The sequence below is a fragment of the Janthinobacterium sp. SUN118 genome (assembly GCF_030397695.1).
GTDB lineage: Bacteria > Pseudomonadota > Gammaproteobacteria > Burkholderiales > Burkholderiaceae_D > Janthinobacterium.
In genome coordinates, this window is sequence record NZ_JAPUBV010000001.1 from 2237797 (window position 1) to 2254599 (window position 16803).

Annotated in this window: 11 protein-coding genes; 6 read left to right on the forward strand and 5 right to left on the reverse strand. The window is 63.0% G+C overall.

The annotated features are described in order from the left end of the window. Positions 1 to 170: 170 nt before the first annotated feature. The 3 genes from O0880_RS10110 to O0880_RS10120 form a co-directional block, all read right to left on the reverse strand. Positions 171 to 2429, reverse strand: coding sequence for an arginine/lysine/ornithine decarboxylase (locus O0880_RS10110; RefSeq protein WP_071323284.1), 2259 nt, complete (start codon positions 2427 to 2429; stop codon positions 171 to 173). Positions 2430 to 2687: 258 nt separating this feature from the next. After that, positions 2688 to 3173 (reverse strand): dihydrofolate reductase, encoded by a 486-nt coding sequence (locus tag O0880_RS10115; RefSeq protein WP_289886271.1) that lies wholly within the window; start codon positions 3171 to 3173, stop codon positions 2688 to 2690. A gap of 42 nt (positions 3174 to 3215) precedes the next feature. After that, the gene (locus O0880_RS10120) at positions 3216 to 4037 is read right to left on the reverse strand and encodes an alpha/beta hydrolase (RefSeq protein WP_289886272.1); all 822 of its coding nucleotides are present in this window, start codon (positions 4035 to 4037) and stop codon (positions 3216 to 3218) included. A 190-nt stretch (positions 4038 to 4227) separates the two neighbouring features. Between O0880_RS10120 and O0880_RS10125 the strand changes: the two genes are divergently transcribed. The 4 genes from O0880_RS10125 to O0880_RS10140 all read left to right on the forward strand — a co-directional run bounded on the left by O0880_RS10125 (position 4228) and on the right by O0880_RS10140 (position 10131). After that, positions 4228 to 4803, forward strand: coding sequence for a TerD family protein (locus O0880_RS10125; RefSeq protein WP_071323286.1), 576 nt, complete (start codon positions 4228 to 4230; stop codon positions 4801 to 4803). A 241-nt stretch (positions 4804 to 5044) separates the two neighbouring features. Beyond that, positions 5045 to 6295 carry a TerD family protein gene (locus O0880_RS10130; protein ID WP_289886274.1) on the forward strand — a complete coding sequence of 417 codons (1251 nt, stop codon included), beginning with the start codon at positions 5045 to 5047 and terminating at the stop codon, positions 6293 to 6295. A 45-nt stretch (positions 6296 to 6340) separates the two neighbouring features. Continuing rightward, positions 6341 to 7675 carry a VWA domain-containing protein gene (locus O0880_RS10135; RefSeq protein WP_289886276.1) on the forward strand — a complete coding sequence of 445 codons (1335 nt, stop codon included), beginning with the start codon at positions 6341 to 6343 and terminating at the stop codon, positions 7673 to 7675. Positions 7676 to 7848: 173 nt separating this feature from the next. Next, a complete protein-coding gene (locus O0880_RS10140; RefSeq protein ID WP_289886277.1) occupies positions 7849 to 10131 on the forward strand; it encodes an outer membrane beta-barrel family protein in 2283 nt (760 codons plus the stop codon). A gap of 9 nt (positions 10132 to 10140) precedes the next feature. On the opposite strand, the gene O0880_RS10145 is transcribed toward O0880_RS10140, so the two are convergent. Beyond that, entirely contained in the window at positions 10141 to 11178 is a 1038-nt protein-coding gene (locus O0880_RS10145; RefSeq protein ID WP_289886278.1) for an SMI1/KNR4 family protein, read from the reverse strand. Further along, positions 11178 to 12152: a thymidylate synthase gene (locus O0880_RS10150; RefSeq protein WP_289886279.1), complete on the reverse strand. Its 975-nt coding sequence runs from the start codon at positions 12150 to 12152 to the stop codon at positions 11178 to 11180. Before O0880_RS10150 ends, O0880_RS10145 begins: the two co-directional genes overlap by 1 nt. 156 nt (positions 12153 to 12308) lie before the next feature. On the opposite strand from O0880_RS10150, the gene O0880_RS10155 reads away from it, so the two are divergent. Together O0880_RS10155 and O0880_RS10160 are read left to right on the forward strand one after the other, a co-directional pair. After that, positions 12309 to 15098 carry an EAL domain-containing protein gene (locus O0880_RS10155; RefSeq protein WP_289886281.1) on the forward strand — a complete coding sequence of 930 codons (2790 nt, stop codon included), beginning with the start codon at positions 12309 to 12311 and terminating at the stop codon, positions 15096 to 15098. 211 nt (positions 15099 to 15309) lie between these two features. Beyond that, positions 15310 to 16743: an OmpP1/FadL family transporter gene (locus O0880_RS10160; RefSeq protein ID WP_289886283.1), complete on the forward strand. Its 1434-nt coding sequence runs from the start codon at positions 15310 to 15312 to the stop codon at positions 16741 to 16743. Positions 16744 to 16803: the final 60 nt, after the last annotated feature.

Genomic DNA, 16803 nt, shown 5'->3' on the forward strand with positions numbered 1-16803 from the left:
CGCCACCTGAAAGGTGGCGCTAATGCGTGCAGTTCAACGAACGTCACCACGGGTCATCCGATCGTAGCGGGCGGCAGCGAGGCCCGGCGCCCCCTTGTGGCCAGGAAGCGCAGCCGTACTTTCGTACGGTGAGCATCGCCGGCCGCAAAGCGCGACTGGATGAGCCGTCACTAGTCGTCCATCTTGACGCAGTCGACGAAATAGCCGCGCTTGCCGTCGACTTCGCGTTTCACGAGGCCATGCACGTCCGTCTCGAAGCCAGGGAAGCGCTCGTTGAAGTCGCGCGCGAAGCGCAGGTAGTCGACGATGGTCTTGTTGAAGCGTTCGCCCGGGATCAAGAGCGGGATGCCCGGTGGATACGGCGTCAGCAGGATGGACGTGATGCGGCCTTCCAGGTCGTCGATGGCGACGCGCTCGATTTCACGGTGCGCCATCTTGGCGAAGGCGTCCGACGGCTTCATGGCCGGGATCATGTCCGACAGATACATTTCCGTCGTCAGGCGCGCCACGTCGTAGGCCTTGTAGAAGTCGTGGATCTGCTGGCACAGGTCGCGCAAGCCCATCTTCTCGTAGCGCGGGTTGGCCGCCGCGAATTCCGGCAGGATGCGCCACATCGGCTGGTTCTTGTCGTAATCGTCCTTGAACTGCTGCAGCGCCGTCAGCAGGGTATTCCAGCGGCCCTTGGTGATGCCGATGGTAAACATGATGAAGAACGAATACAGGCCGCATTTTTCAATGATGACGCCGTGCTCGGCCAGGTACTTGGTGACGATGGACGCGGGAATGCCCGTGTCGCCGAACTGGCCGTCCAGCGACAGGCCCGGGTTGACGATGGTCGCCTTGATCGGGTCGAGCATGTTGAAGCCGGGAGCCAGGTCGCCGAAACCGTGCCAGTCGTCCTCGGCGCGTATCATCCAGTCGGCCTGTTCGCCCATGCCTTCGTCGTTGAAGTTGTCCGGCCCCCACACCTGGAACCACCAGTCCTGGCCCCATTCCTGGTCGATCTTCTTCATGGCGCGACGGAAATCGAGCGCTTCCATGATCGATTCTTCCACCAGGGCCGTGCCGCCCGGCGCTTCCATCATGGCCGCGGCCACGTCGAGCGACGCGATGATGGAATACTGCGGCGAGGTCGAGGTGTGCATCAGGTAAGCCTCGTTGAAGGCATCCTGGTCCAGCTTGACCGTATCCGATTCGCGCACGAGGATCTGCGAGGCCTGCGACAGGCCGGCCAGCAATTTGTGCGTGGACTGGGTCGAGAAGATCATCGATTCCTTGGCGCGCGGACGGTCCTTGCCGATGGCGTGCATATTCTTGTAGAAATCGTGGAAGGTGGCGTGCGGCAGCCATGCTTCATCGAAGTGCAGGGTGTCGATTTTGCCGTCCAGCATCTCGCGCAGGGTTTCCACGTTGTAGATCACGCCGTCGTAGGTCGATTGCGTGATGGTCAGGATGCGCGGTTTCTTGTTTTTTGCTTCGCGCGCGAACGGATTCGCCTCGATCTTGCGGGCAATGCTTTCCGGCGTGAATTCGTGCAGCGGGATGGGGCCGATGATGCCCAGGTGATTGCGCGTCGGCATCAGGAACACGGGAATTGCGCCGCACATGATGATCGAATGCAAGATCGACTTGTGGCAGTTGCGGTCGACGACGACGATGTCGCCCGGCGCCACGGTCGAGTGCCACACCATCTTGTTCGAAGTGGACGTGCCGTTCGTGACGAAATAGCAATGGTCGGCATTGAAGATGCGCGCCGCATTGCGCTCGGAGGCGGCGACCGGACCGGTATGGTCGAGCAGCTGGCCCAGTTCCTCGACGGCGTTGCAGACGTCGGCGCGCAGCATGTTTTCACCGAAGAACTGGTGGAACATCTGGCCGATCGGCGACTTCAGGAAGGCCACGCCGCCCGAGTGGCCGGGGCAGTGCCACGAGTAGGAGCCGTCGTTGGCGTAATGCACGAGCGCGCGGAAGAACGGCGGCGACAGGCCGTCCAGGTAGGATTTCGCTTCGCGGATGATGTGGCGCGCGACGAATTCCGGCGTATCTTCGAACATATGGATGAAACCATGCAGTTCGCGCAGGATGTCGTTGGGGATATGGCGCGAGGTGCGCGTTTCGCCATACATATAAATAGGGATGTCGGCGTTCTTGTAGCGGATTTCCTCGACGAAGGCGCGCAGCGACTTCAGGGCGATATCGGTGTCTTCGACGGAACCGGAACCGAATTCCTCATCGTCGATCGACAGCACGAAGGCCGACGCGCGCGATTGCTGCTGGGCAAATTGCGACAAATCGCCGTAGCTGGTCACGCCCAGCACTTCCATGCCTTCTTTTTCCATTGCGGCGGCAAGGGCGCGAATACCCAGGCCGGACGTATTTTCAGAACGGAAATCCTCGTCAATGATGACGATAGGGAAACGAAATTTCATGCATGTCTCCAAAAAAGCAAGCCGCCCCTGACGTAATGGAGGGGCGGACTAGGGCGCGTCAGCCTGGCGGTATGGGTGCCGGCAGTCGCAGAAAAAAAATAAGAACGGGATTCTCGCAGAAATGCGGCGTCTGCGGGAAAAAAATATCATACAAAAAACACTTCAAGCGTGCGCTAGCGTGACGCAACGGTGTGACAGGGGTATTACAGCCATCACTTGCCGCTGGATATATGCCCCTCCAGCACGTTCAGCACCTTATCAGGCTTTGCGTTCCAGCGTGACAAAGGCATACGGCAAGCCGGATGTCTCCGACACATGCGCTTCGCGCGCGGTTTCTTGCCACACGGTATGGTCAATCGCGGGGAAAAAGGCGTCGCAGGCAAACGTCTGGCCGATTTCCGTGACGACCAGGCGCTGGGCCAGGGGCAGCGACTGCTTGTAGATCTCGGCGCCGCCGATGACATAGCCTTGCGCGCCGTCCAGCAGGGCGATGGCCTCGTCCAGCGAGCCGACGGCTTCCACGCCGTCATGGCGCCATGCGGCGTTGCGCGTGATGACGATGTTGCGGCGGTTCGGCAGCGGGCGGCCGATCGAATCGAAGGTCTTGCGCCCCATGAGGATGGGGTGGCCCGTGGTCAGGCGCTTGAAGTGCGCCAGGTCTTCCGGCAGCTTCCACGGCAAGGTGTTGTCGATGCCGATGCCGCCTTGCTTGTCCGTGGCGACGACGATGGTGAGTATGCTCATTGGTTCTGTGAAATAGGTGGGGGCAGGGCCCGATGCCCGTTATTATCGTTGAAATTGCGTTCGGGCTCCACCGGCGTCCGCAAATGCGGGCGCGGCCAGGAAGGCGCGCATGGCGTCGGCCAGCGCGTCCGGCGCTTCCAGCGGGAGCATGTGGCCGCAATGGTCTGCGATCATGTGCAAGGTTGCGTCAGGGAAATGTTCTGCCATTTCCCGCAGATCGGCCGGCTTGACCAGCTTGTCGTTCTGCGCGCCCACGATCAGCACGGGAAACGGCAGTTCCGCCAGACGCCCCATCAAGTCCGGGCGGTGGATGGTGGTGATGAACTGCGCCAGCAGCACTTCCTTGCCCAGGTCCAGTCCCATCTGCTGGATCAGGCCCGTGATGGCCGCATCGTCCAGGTGCGATGGGTGCAGCAGCTCGCGCAGGCGCTGGCGCGTGATGCCCGTATACGCGTGGTGTTCGAGGATGGCGACGATGCGCTGGCGCGCCGCGATTTCCGCCGGCAGCAAACCTTTCGCGGAATTGGCGATCAAAGTCAGCGACTGGACGCGTTCGGGGTGGGCCAGCGCGTGTTCGATGGCCAGGTAGGCGCCCAGCGAAAAGCCCACCAGATGCGAGCACGGCGCGCTGTGGCTGGCGATCAGCGCCTGCATGTCCGCGCGCGTGCGGCCCTGGTGCAAGGGGACGGCGTGCAGCTGGAAGCGCTCGCCCAGGGCGGCAGCCAGGCGCGACCACATGCGTTCATCGCACAAGGTACCGGGGATGCAATCGAGGCGCGTGATGGTTTGCTGTAAATCGGTATGGCTGTTGAAATCGGTCATGATGATGGATGCGTGCGCTTGTCGAGCGGCATTATCGGTCATTTCGGCGTGCTGCTGTCCATTGCTGCGGTCCCGTGCCCGGGTGTCGGACGGCAGATGCGATGGCATTATTTTCAATAGTGCGGCTATGGCATGCATTTACTTTATGGTAGGCTCATGGCTCGTCCGGCCATTGCGCCGGCGTCGTGTTCCGTAGCACCGAATGCAACCTACTAATTAAAAAGGAAATACCATGGCGATCAGTCTGCAAAAAGGCGGCAATGTCAACCTGAGCAAGGAAGCTCCTGGCTTGAAGAAAATCGTGATTGGCCTGGGTTGGGACCCGCGCGCCACCGATGGCGCCGCATTCGACCTGGACGGCAGCGCTTTCCTGTTGAAAACGGACGGCAAGGTCCGCTCCGATGCTGATTTCATTTTCTACAACAACCTGAAGTCGGCCGATGGCTCCATCGTCCACGCGGGCGACAATACGACCGGCGGCGGCGATGGCGACGACGAGAAAGTGGCCGTCGACCTGGCCAACGTGCCGGCCGATATCGACAAGATCGCCGTGGCCGTCACCATCCACGACGCGGAAGCCCGCAAGCAGAACTTCGGCATGGTCGGCAAGGCCTACATCCGTTGCCTGAATGGCGACAATGGCGCGGAAATCGCCCGCTACGACCTGTCGGAAGACGGTTCGACGGAAGCGGCCATGATCTTCGGCGAAATCTACCGCGCCGGCAGCGAATGGAAATTCAAGGCCATCGGCCAGGGTTTCAAGGGCGGTCTGGGGCCTCTTGCACGCTCGTTCGGCATCAACGCTTAAGAGCTACGGAAAACGGTCCATGGCGGCGTTGCGCCGCCTCGCCGTACTATGCGTACTGTCTTCGGCGACGCGCCTTGCCCTGAACCGTTGTCCGCAGCTCTTTTGGTCTTGTATCCGTACATGGAACAGCGGTCCATGGCGGCGTTGCGCTGCCATGGACTTACTGTACTCGTACTGCCTTCGACAACCCGCCTTGCCCTGGGCTGCTGTTCGAAGCTTTCACACCTGAATAAACAATCCCATGGAAAATCTGATCAAGGGGCAGCGTCTGGCGCTGTCCGGCCTCGTCACGGGCAACGCTTTGCAGCTGGGCATCAGCAGCGCCGGCCTGGCGCTGGACTTTGCCTGTTTCGGCCTCGACGCCAACGGCAAGCTGTCCGACGACCGCTACATGACCTTCTTCAACCAGCCGCGCACGCCATGCGGCGGCGTGGAGGCGGCCGCGCCGTCCGGTGACGCGGCCGGTTTCAGTTACCAGCTCGATCGCTTGCCGGCGTCCATCGAGCGCCTCGTCGTGACGGCTGCCATCGATGGTGCGGCCACCATGGCGCAGCTGGGCAGCGGCTGCCTGCGCCTGCTCGACGGCGCGCGCGAACTGGCGCGTTTCGCGTATGCGGGCATGGATTTTGCGCAGGAAAAAGCCGTTATGCTGGGCGAGTTTTACCGCAAGGATGGCGCCTGGCGCTTCATGGCCGTGGGACAGGGTTTCAATGGCGGCCTCGACGCGCTGGTCGCGCATTTCGGCGGCGAAGTGGCGCAGGCCGCTCCCGCTCCCGTGGCGCCGAAGATTTCCTTGTCGAAAATCTCGCTGACCAAGGCGGGCCAGACGCACAGGGTGTCGCTGGAGAAGGGCGCGGGCGCGCCGAAAAAGCTCACCGTCAAGGCCACCTGGACGGACAACGGCGATGGTGACGACGATAACGACGACCTCGACCTGCGCGTGGGCGTGCTCTTGCCGAACGGCCAGATGCGCTTCATCCAGGCGCCCGATACGGCGGGCAGCTTCGACAGCATGCCCTACGTGCGCCACCTGGGCGACGTGGCGGGCGCGTCGGGCAAGGAGCCGGCCACGGAAACGGTGGAAGTCAACCCGGCGCTGGCGCAGCATTATGGCGGCACCGTCGGCCTCGTCTTCAGCGTGTATTCGGCGTTGGCCAACGGCGCCGTGTCGGTGGCGTCCATGCGGCCGAAGATGGTCATGCAGTATGGCGAACAGATCGTCGAGTGCGCGTTCGACTTCCGCCTCTCCAAGGCGGCCGAGGACGATTCCGTCTACACCTATGTGATCGGCCTGGCGCGCATCACGCCCGACAGCATCATCCTCGAGCCGTCCGGCAGGACGTCGCCGCCGGACAGCGAGGCGACGCCGTGGCTGAGCTGGCAGGGCGAAGGCTTGCAGCTGGCCTTCAACGGTCCCGTCGTCTTCAAGGGCGAGGACAAGGATGATGAAGACGATTTCAACGCCGACAATCCACGCCGCTACATCGCCTGAGGCCGTGCAACTTCACATAACGCAGCATCGATACCGGAGAAACTGATGGAAACCTTGTCCAAGGGCCAGCGCTTGCCGCTGGCCAATCTTGTCCCCGATGGCGTGCTGGACGTTGGCGTCGCCGCGCAGGGGCTGGCGCTCGATTTTGCCTGCTTCGGCCTCGACGCCAACGGCAAGCTGTCCGACGAGCGCTACATGACCTTTTTCAACCAGCCGCGCACGCCGTGCGGCGGCGTGGAAGCGCGCGCGGCCAGCCATGGCGACAATGCCGCGTTCGCCTTCCAGCTGGCGCGCCTGCCGGCCGGCGTGGAGCGCCTGGTGCTGACGGCCTCGATCGATGGCGGCGGCGTCATGTCGCAGCTGCAGGCGGGCCATGTGCGCCTGCAGGCGGGCGGACGCGAGCTGGCCCGCTTCGCCTTTGCCGGCGCTGATTTTGCGCAAGAGACGGCCGTCATGCTGGCCGAGCTGTACCGCAAGGACGGCGCCTGGCGCTGCATGGCCGTGGGCCAGGGCTTCAATGGGGGCCTCGATGCGCTGGTGCGCCATTTTGGCGGCGAAGTCGCTCAATCGGCCCCGGCCGCCCCGGCTGCGGCGTCGGCCGTCATGCAGGCCAAGATCGACCTGGAAAAGCGGGTCGAACGCGAAGCGCCGCAACTGGTGAGCCTGGTCAAGCAGGCGGGCGTGTCGCTGCAAAAGGTGGGCCTGTCGGCGCACCGCGCCAAGGTCTGTCTGTGCCTCGATATTTCCGGCTCCATGGGCAGGCTGTACAAGGAAGGCCTGGTGCAGCGCTTTGCCGAGCGCATCCTGGCGCTCGGCTGCAAGTTCGATGACGATGGCGAGATCGACGTTTTTCTTTTTGGCAAGAACGTCCATCACCCGGCGCCGATGGCCTTGAGCAACTGCAATACCTACGTGGGCCAGGCCATCACCCGCCACCCGCTGGAAGGCGACACGCGCTATGGCGCCGCCATGCAGGCGATCCGCGCGTTTTACTTCCCTGACGCGCGTGGCGGCGAGCGCACGCGTCCTGTCGCGGCCGAGCTGCCCGTGTATGTGATGTTCGTCACCGATGGCGGCACCAGCGACCAGGCGACGACGGAGAAACAGTTGCGCTGGGCCAGCAACGAACCGATCTTCTGGCAATTCATGGGCATCGGCAAGGGGCGCAAGTCGAAGAGCAAGTTCCTCGCCGCCTTTGCCGATTCGGATTTCCCCTTCCTGGAAAAGCTCGACGAGTTGCAGGGCCGCCTGGTCGACAATGCCAATTACTTTTCCGTCAGCTCGCCCGACGAGCATAGCGATGCGGAACTGTATGACTTGCTGATGACGGAATATCCAGGCTGGCTGAAGCTGGCGCGGGGGCAGGGCTTGCTGCGTTAGCATCAGGCGCATCGGGTGAGGCTGGAATGCCACAAGGGCAAGAGATTTGTAAATTGAAGTAAATTGCCATGCTGCGCATTTGCCTTGGCCTGGCGACTCGTGGCATGCTTTCAATGTGCCCTCACGCCGCGGCGTAGCGCCTCATCCGTAGCGTTTCCATTATTCATTACCTCATGCATAAAATCCTCTTTCACTGCCTGGCGGGCGGCAGCCTGCTGGTCGCCGGCGCCGCCCAGGCGCAAACCGCTGCCACCGCTGCCACCGCCGCCACTGGCGACGCCGTCGTCAAGCCGGCGCCGCCGGCCAAGGTCACGGCCGTCGATGCACCCGCTACCGTCAGCGTCACGGCCGAGCGTCCCACGGGCCGCATCGACCGGCAAGTCTACGACGTCAAGTCCGACGTGGGCAGCACCAACGGCACGGCGGCCGACGCCTTGAATAACGTGCCGTCGGTGGCCGTCGATCCCGATGGTTCCGTGTCCCTGCGCGGCAGCAGCAACGTGCAGATCCTGATCGACGGCAAGCCGTCGGCCATGCTGCAGGGCGACTCGCGCGGCGCCACCCTGAACGCCATGGCGGCCGACGATATCGAGTCGGTGGAAGTGATCAACAATCCCGGCGCCCAGTTCGGCAACGAGGCCGGCGGCGGCCCGATCCTGAATCTGGTGATGCGCCGCAACCGCAAGCCGGGCGGCTTTGCCACCGTCAACGCGAATACGGGCATCGGCGGGCGCTACAACACGGCTGTTTCGGGCAGCTACAACGAGGGGCCATGGGGTTACCAGGGCGGCATCAACTTCCGTCACGATGGCCGCAATTCCGTGGGCGAGGTCAGCCGCGAGCGCCTGGACCGCGATACGGGCGCGTTTGCCCCCAGCAGCCAGCGCTCCACCAGCAATGGCTTGAATGATTCGCTGGGCTTGAACGGCACCGTCAATTACAACCTGAACGCCAATGACACGCTGGCCGCCAGCGTTTCCTACAACGGCCGCAGCAACGACCAGCGCTCGCTCGATCGCTACATCAATGGCGACAGCGCGGGCAACACCATCGGCGACTATGTGCGCAGCACCGTGCGCAATGGCGACAGCCGCAACTACAGCTGGGGCGCGCGTTACGACCACAAGGGCGAATTGCCGGGCGAGACATTGAAGATCGACCTGCGCGTGTCGTCGTCGAACAACGAGAGCGACAGCGATTACGCCAACGCCTACACGGTGGCGCCCCCGAATGCCTTCGACACGCGCGCGCGCCAGCGCAGCGAGACGGGCAACCGCATCGTCGACTTCAGCGGCGACTACGAACGTCCGCTGGCGGGCGGCACGGCCAAGCTCGGCTACAAGGTGGCCGACAACAAGAGCAGCTTCGATACCCTGTACACGGACATCAACCCCGGCAGCCTGGCGGAAACTGTCAATCCCATGCGCAGCAACCGTTTCGAGCTCGACGAGCGCACCATCGCGCTGTACGGCTCCTACCAGATGCGCATCAACGAGCGCTGGGGCGCGCTGGCCGGTTTGCGCGCCGAATACACGGACTTGAATGTGCGCCAGATCACGGGCGGCATCGAGGCCAGCAACAATTACGTCAACTACATACCGAGCCTGTTCGCCACGTATAAAGTCAGCGACGAGAGCAATCTGCGCTTCAGCTATGCGCACCGCATCCGCCGCCCGAACGCCGGCGACCTGAACCCGTACGTGGTGTACCGCGACGAGTTCAATGTGTCGTCCGGCAATCCCAAGCTGAAGCCCACGCAGACGGATTCGTTCGAAATCGGCTATGAAACCAGGCTGTTCGGCCTGGAAAGCAGCTTGCGCGCCTATCACCGCCGCGACACGGATGCCATCGTCGATTACCGTTACTTCATCAGCGATAACGTCTTGCTGACCACGCGCGAAAATGGCGAGGGCAGCCATTCCAGCGGCATGGAGTTCAGCGTCAGCGGCAAGCTGACGCCATCCCTGACCCTGAACACGAGCGGCAACCTGGCGCGCAGCCAGCAGACCAGCTCCGACGACCTGGGCAACCGCAGCACGCGCACGGCCAACTCGCTCAGCGGCAGGGCGCGCCTGAATTACCAGATCAATGCGGACAACCAGCTGCAACTGGCCCTGCAAATGCAGGGCAAGACCCTGTCCGGCCAAGGCTACCGCTCGCCGAACAACACGCTGAACCTCAGTTTGCGCCATACGGTGACGCCGCAATTGAGCCTGGTCATGAATGTGACCGATGTTTTCAGCAGCAACAAGATGGAAACCGTCATCAACAGCGCCTCGCTGCGCGAGACGAGCACGCGTCGCTTCGATGGACGGATGATTTATGTGGGATTGTCGTACCGCCTCGGCGGCGCCGGCACGGCGGCGAAGGATGGCGAGCGCGAGCCGCGCTTCGGTCCGCCGGGCGGACGGGGACCCGGTGGTCCTGGCGGTCCTGGCGGTCCCGGCCCCGGCTGATGCCGGAGCTCAGGCGGCGGCGATTTCCAGCAGGAAGTCGATAAAGCTGTCCGCGTGGCGCTCGAAACGCCAGGCGCCGGCGCCATGCCGGGCCGTGTACACGGGCGCGTCGCCGTTGGCGATGGTGCCCAGGTCCAGGCAATACGGATCGCCGCCCGCATCGGCGATCACCAGATAGTGTTCGGGCCAGCCGGCAATGGCTGCATCGCTGGCGGGATTCCAGGCGTAACCGTGCTGGGCCTTGACCAGTTCCGCCGCGCCGTACAGGTTCAAGCCCTGGAAATACTGCTCGCTGTCAATCAACACCCGCAGCGGCGAATGGCAGGCCAGGAAACGCCGGTAATGCTCCGGCAAGACCCAGCGCTGCGCGATGGCGGCCATGTCGGCGGCGCTGGCGATCGTCAGCCAGTTCGATGGCTGCGCCAGGTCCTGTTCCTGTTTGCGCCTGGCCGCCAGTTTTTTCTCCAGCCTGGCCGCGGCTTTTTCCAGCGCCGTGCGCGGCTCGTCCAGCGATGCATGGGTGGCCGGCGCCGCATGGCCGGCGCCATCCGGGCAGCCATCGCGTTGCCAGGCCAGCACGGCAGCGAGCTTCAAACTGTCTTGCCGCCAGTGGCCGGGGTCTGTTGGCAAGCCCGCATCGAAGGGCTGTCGGCTGAAGACGGCCAGGCTTTTCACGGCCTTGGCCCGCACTTCCAGGCTGGCAGTGCCGGACGCGGCCAGCGCCACCAGCGGCGCATAGGCATTCTTGCCTGCGCTTTTCAGCAAGCCATCGACACTCCAGTATGCCAGCGTGGGTTGCGCCAGGGCCCAGGCGAAAAATGCCGCATGCTCATCCGCTCCCACCAGGCGCGCGATATCGCTCATGAGGAAGTTGCGCCAGTGTAGCAACTGCCCCTCCTTGGCGTAGCCGATGAGGATATCGAGCACGGCCAGCCGGTCGCTGGCGCCGTGCTTTGCCAGCAGCCGGTCTTTTAGTTTGGAAAATTTGACGCCATCGGTCTCGTCAAACAGCTTGCGGTGCAGGGCGGCCAGCGCAGTCACCGCCATCAGACGGCCATCGCCGCCTTGATGGGCGCATGGTGTGCATAGCCTTCCAGCGAGAAGTCGGACGGTTCGATCTTTTCCAGCCACTCGGGTTCGTACTTGCCCGTCTTGGCGTAAGCGGGCACGCGGTCGGCAATGACGAATCTTGGGGCCGGGAACGGCGTGCGCTTCAATTGCTCTTCCACCATGTCGAGGTGGTTTTCATAGATGTGCGCGTCGCCGATGAAATAGGTGAACCAGCGCGGCGTGTAGCCCGTCAGGCGCGCCACCAGGTGCAGCAGGGCCGCGCCTTCGGCGATATTGAACGGCGTGCCCAGGCCGATGTCGTTGCTGCGCACATACAGGCACAGCGACAGCTCGCGCGTGCTGGCGTTCGGGATGAACTGGTACAGCAAGTGGCAGGCGGGCAGGGCGACGGCGTCCAGCACGGCCGGGTTCCAGCCGTGGAACAGGATGCGGCGGCTGCCGGGGTTGTGCATGATGGTGTCCAGGCATTCGCGCAGTTGGTCGACGGCCTTGTACAGCAAGACTTTCTGTACGCCCGCTTCGACGATGGGGGCGATCAGCGTAAAACCGTTGGCTTGCGCATCGGCGATCTGCGCCGGCTGGTCGGCGTCGAGCAGTTTATACGCGGGCCATTGGCGCCATTGCACGCCGTACACGGGGCCGAGGTCATCCTCGCCTTCGCGGTAGGGGTTGGCCAGCCACTGCGCATTTTCATTGGCGTTCTGGTCCCACACTTTACAGCCGAGCGCGCGGAATTCGGCCGCGTTGCGCGAGGCGCGCAGGAAGGCGCACAATTCGCCGATCACGGATTTGAAAGCCAGTTTCTTGGTCGTCACGGCAGGGAAGTTGCCGTTGGCCAAGTCGAAACGCATCATGGCGCCCGGCACGCTCAGGGTGCGGATGCCCGTGCGGTTGTCTTGCCAGCTGCCCGTTTCGAGGACGGTCTTGATCAAATCTTGATATTGCTGCATGTATTTCTCCAACGGTAAGGATGGTGATTGTAACGCAGGCGCGACAGGCGGGCCGCCGCCCGCACAGATAATTGCACTACCTTATCACCTGCAAACATGACTCTGTGGTAATTTGTGTGTCCCTAAGGAAATATAGAAACGGCAGACGCTGGCACCATGTTTTTGCGACAATTTGTAAATAATAATAACGCCGCCGTGGTGGAAATGAGCAGGGCCGATTTTCTCAAGGCCAACCTGCGCCTGATCCTGGCCTGGCCCCTGCTGGGCGTGGCCCTGTGCGCCGTGCTGTGGACGGCCACCATGCTGCAGCTGGAAGCGGAAAAGAAGGTGGCGCAGCAGCAGGCGCTCGACAGCGTGTCCTCGCAGTCGAAGGCGTATGGCCAGTATCTGCTGCGCACGCTCGAGCAGATGGACCAGCTGACCCTGCAGCTCAAGTATGAATGGGAAAACTCGCGCGGCCACTTGCGCCTCGACCAGTTGAAGACGCAGGGCATGTATGCCTTGCCGCAATTTGCCATCGTCGCCATCCTCGACCGCAAGGGCCAGGCCGTGACGGCCACGGCGCCCTTGACGCGCCTGCGCACGAACGAGCGCAGCGATTTCCTGCTGCGTCACTGGCGCAGCAATTCCAGCGCCCTGCGCATCGCGCTGGGACGCGCCAACGAGGCGGCCCCGGCAGCCACGGGCATCGACGAGACGCTCGTGCATTTCACGCGCCGGCTGGAAGACGAGGACGGCAATTTCGACGGCGTGCTGCTGATCTCCATCCATTCCAGCTATTTTTCCGAATTCTACGACAGCGTCAATTTCGGCAAGCTGGGCATGTCCGCCATGGTCGGCGAGGAGGGCGAGCTGTTCAGCACGCGCCTCGGCGCGCGCGTCCTGCCTGTCCATGCGGGCCAGGGCACGGCGTTCCTCGACACGAGTTTCCTGGAAACGGACAGCGGCGCCATGGAGTCGGGCAGCCGCGTGGCGTTTTCCGACAAGCAAAACCGCTATGTGGGCTGGCAGGCGCTGAAGGCGTATCCGTTTACGGCCGTGGTGGGTTTTGCCGACAGCGAAATGCTGCATCCCTACCAGGAAACGCGCACCATCTACATGGGGATCGCCTTTGCCGTAACCTTGCTGCTGCTGGCGTTTACCGTCATCGCCACCGTGCTGTCGTTGCGCCTGGCCTGGCGCCACCACCAGTCCGAGGGCGTGCGCAACGCCTACCGCATGGCCACGGAAGGCACGAGCGACGGCTTTTTCATCATCTCCGCCCTGCGTGGCGACGATGGCGGCATCGTCGACTTCGAGATCGTCGATTGCAACGAGCCGGGCGCCGGCTACTTCGGCGTGCGCCGCGAGCAGTTGCTGGGCATGCGGCTGCAGTCGCGCGCCCACGAGCCGTATTTCCGCGACCTGATCCATAATTACCGGGCCGCCATGGTTTCCGGTTTTTCCGAGGAAGAGATCGAATTGCCGGATGGCAATCCATTCAAGCTGCGCTGGATACGCCGGCGCCTGGTGCGCAGCGGTGACCGCCTGGCCGTCACCCTGCAGGACATCAGCACGGCGAAGGAGCACGAGCGCGACCTGCGCCGCCTGGCCAACGAGGATGGCTTGACGGGTTTGCCCAACCGCTACTGGCTGCAGCAATTCCTGCCCGGGGCGCTGGCGCGCGCGGCCATCACGCGCCACATGCTGGCGCTGCTGTTCATCGACCTCGACGGTTTCAAGGATATCAACGATACGCAGGGCCACGCGGAAGGCGACAAGGTGCTGCGCGCCGCCTCGCTGCGCCTGAAGGCCGTGCTGCGCCCGGGCGACCATGTGGTGCGCCTGGGCGGCGACGAATTCGTCGTCGTGCTCGACCCGGTGGAGGACGACAGCCGCGCCGAGCAGGTGGCGCAGCGCATCGCCATCGCCTTCGACGAACCGTTCTACCTGGGCAGCGAACGCCACAAGATGGGCGCCTCGATCGGCATCAGCCTGTATCCGCGCGATGGCGCCGAGACGGAAGTGCTGCTGAAGAACGCCGATATCGCCATGTATGCCGTGAAGGTGGCGGGCAAGGGCCATCACCGCTTCTTCCAGCCCGAATTGTTCGAAACCATCCGCAGCCGCCGCGAACTCGAGCAAAGCCTGGTGGCGGCGCTGGAACAGGACCAGTTCCTCGTCGTCTACCAGCCGCGCGTCGACGCCATGAGCGGGCAGCTGTGCAGCATGGAGGCGCTGGTGCGCTGGCGCCATCCGCAGCACGGCATGGTGCCGCCGCTGGAATTCATCCCCGTGGCCGAAAGCAGCGGCCTGATTTCGCAGCTGGGCGAAGTCGTCATCGAAAAGGTGTGCCAGCAGATGGCGCACTGGCAGGCCAGCGGCCTGGAACTGGTGCCCGTCTCGATCAACGTCTCGGCGCGCCAGTTCGGCCGCGGCGACGTGCACCAGGTGCTGGCGTCGGCGCTGGCGCGCCATCGCATCGATGCGCGCCTGATCGAGGTGGAAATCACGGAATCGGCCATGATGGATGAACAGAACCGCGCCGTCGAGCAGCTGTCGGCCATCCGCGCGCTGGGCGTGCGCCTGCTGGTCGACGATTTCGGCACCGGCTATTCCTCGCTGTCGCAGCTGCAGAAGTTCGCCATGGACGGCTTGAAGATCGACCGCGCCTTCACCATGGAGCTGGGGCGCTCGGAGCAGGGCGAGGTTTTCGTGCGGGCCATCCTGTCGATGGCCCATGCGCTGGGCATGAGCGTGGTGGCCGAAGGGGTGGAAACGCGCGAGCAGCTCGACATCCTGCGCGCGCTGCAGTGCAACGAGGTGCAGGGCTATTTCATCTCGCGGCCCGTGCCGGCCGAACAGATGCAGGTGCTGATGCGCAAGCGCTTCCTGATACCGCTTCCCGTTCCCGTATCGCCACCGTACAGTCCTGTGCAAGGAGAGGAAAACAACACCGTTTCATAAAAAGAGCGAACGTTCGCTTTTTATTTCAAAATATTATATGCTTCGCTCATGCCGTCAGTGAATTGGAGTTCACGGCGGCAAGAAAAGTGCAAGACGGGCCAGGTTGAGACGCCCGAGACAGTGCGCCGAAGAAACTAAACACGGCAGACAAAACGCGACGCACAGCAGGTTTTGTCCAGTGTTTTTATTCATATAATAAAGAGAGACCAACTTGAAACATAAATATCTGCCCCTCCTGATCGTCGCCGCATTCGCCGGCATTTCCTCCACCGCACAAGCATCGGGTTACCGTTTCGGTTCGCAAAGCGTGTCCGGCCAGGGTTCGGCCGATGCGAACGGCGCCGAAGCGGCCGACGCCTCGACCATTTTCTACAATCCGGCCGGCCTGTCGCGCCTGGAAGGCACGCAGTTCGTCGGCGGCGGTACCCTGGTGGTGCCGCATTCGACGTATGAAGACACGGGTTCGAAGACCTTCACCGGCCGCACCCCGGGCGGCACGACCAAGGATTACGCGCCGGACGCGGTCTTTGCACCAGCCCTGTACGCGAGCAAGAAGGTCAATGAGCAATGGACCGTCGGCATGGGCCTGTTCGTGCCGTACGGCGCCAAGCTCGATTACGGCAATGACTGGAGCGGCCGCTATGCGATCACCAACATCAAGCTCGAAGCCATCGCCCTGAATCCTTCCGTTTCCTTCAAGGTCAATGAGCACCATTCCTTCGGTTTCGGCGTCACCGCCGAACACATGAAGGCGGAACTGGGCCAGGCGGTCGACGTGCCGGGTTCCGTGGCCTTCCTGGCCCAGCACGCGCCAGCCGCGTCGCAAGCCTTCCTGGCGAATATCGCCAAGACGCAGGGCCTGGCCGCCGCGCAGGCAGCCGGCGCCGCCCTGAAGGGCGCGAAGGATGGCCACGCCTCGATGGATGGCGACGACTGGGGCTTCGGCTTCAACCTGGGCTACCTGTACCAGATGAATGAAGGCACGCGTTTCGGCATCTCCTACCGTTCGTCGATTTCGCACAAGCTGAAAGGCGACACGATCTGGGACTTCTCGCAAGTGTCGAACAACGCGGACGTGAATGGCTTCATCGCCAAGGCATCGAACAAGGTCAATTCCAAGGCGCTGGTGGAAGTGCGCACGCCGGAAACCCTGTCGGTCAACGCCTTCCATCAGATGGATGATCGTTGGGCCCTGATGGGCGACGTCACCTGGACCCGCACCTCGCGCCTGCAGAACCTGGACATCCAGTTCCCGCCGACGGCCGAAGGCCCGGAACGCATCCGCCAGCAGTGGAAGAACACCTACCGCGTCTCGCTGGGCACCAACTACAAGTACAGCGAAAACCTGCTGCTGCGCGCCGGTATCGCGCGTGACCAGGCGCCAGTGCGCAGCGCCGAGCTGCGTCACCCGGCGCTGCCGGACAGCGACCGCATGCAGTACTCGATCGGCGCGAACTGGAAGCTGAACGCCAATTCCTCGCTCGACCTGGCCTACAGCTACATCGACTTCAAGGATGCCACGGTCAACTACAAGAATGACTGCTCGCCGGTGACCCCTGGCTGCACCGGCAACGGTGAAACCACCAAGGGCCTGTTCAAGACCCGCATGCAGTTGATTGGTCTCGCTTACAACTACAAGTTCTAAGCAAGCGATGGCGGCCGATCCGGCCGCCGGAATGTGAAAAAGGCGCCTTCGGGCGCCTTT

Bases quoted from the DNA above. Each gene is read 5' to 3' on its own strand.
- O0880_RS10110 (WP_071323284.1), bottom strand. From the start codon at position 2,429: ATGAAATTTCGTTTCCCTATCGTCATCATTGACGAGGATTTCCGTTCT.
- O0880_RS10115 (WP_289886271.1), bottom strand. From the start codon at position 3,173: ATGAGCATACTCACCATCGTCGTCGCCACGGACAAGCAAGGCGGCATC.
- O0880_RS10155 (WP_289886281.1), top strand. From the start codon at position 12,309: ATGTTTTTGCGACAATTTGTAAATAATAATAACGCCGCCGTGGTGGAA.
- O0880_RS10140 (WP_289886277.1), top strand. From the start codon at position 7,849: ATGCATAAAATCCTCTTTCACTGCCTGGCGGGCGGCAGCCTGCTGGTC.
- O0880_RS10120 (WP_289886272.1), bottom strand. From the start codon at position 4,037: ATGACCGATAATGCCGCTCGACAAGCGCACGCATCCATCATCATGACC.
- O0880_RS10145 (WP_289886278.1), bottom strand. From the start codon at position 11,178: ATGGCGGTGACTGCGCTGGCCGCCCTGCACCGCAAGCTGTTTGACGAG.
- O0880_RS10150 (WP_289886279.1), bottom strand. From the start codon at position 12,152: ATGCAGCAATATCAAGATTTGATCAAGACCGTCCTCGAAACGGGCAGC.
- O0880_RS10130 (WP_289886274.1), top strand. From the start codon at position 5,045: ATGGAAAATCTGATCAAGGGGCAGCGTCTGGCGCTGTCCGGCCTCGTC.
- O0880_RS10125 (WP_071323286.1), top strand. From the start codon at position 4,228: ATGGCGATCAGTCTGCAAAAAGGCGGCAATGTCAACCTGAGCAAGGAA.
- O0880_RS10135 (WP_289886276.1), top strand. From the start codon at position 6,341: ATGGAAACCTTGTCCAAGGGCCAGCGCTTGCCGCTGGCCAATCTTGTC.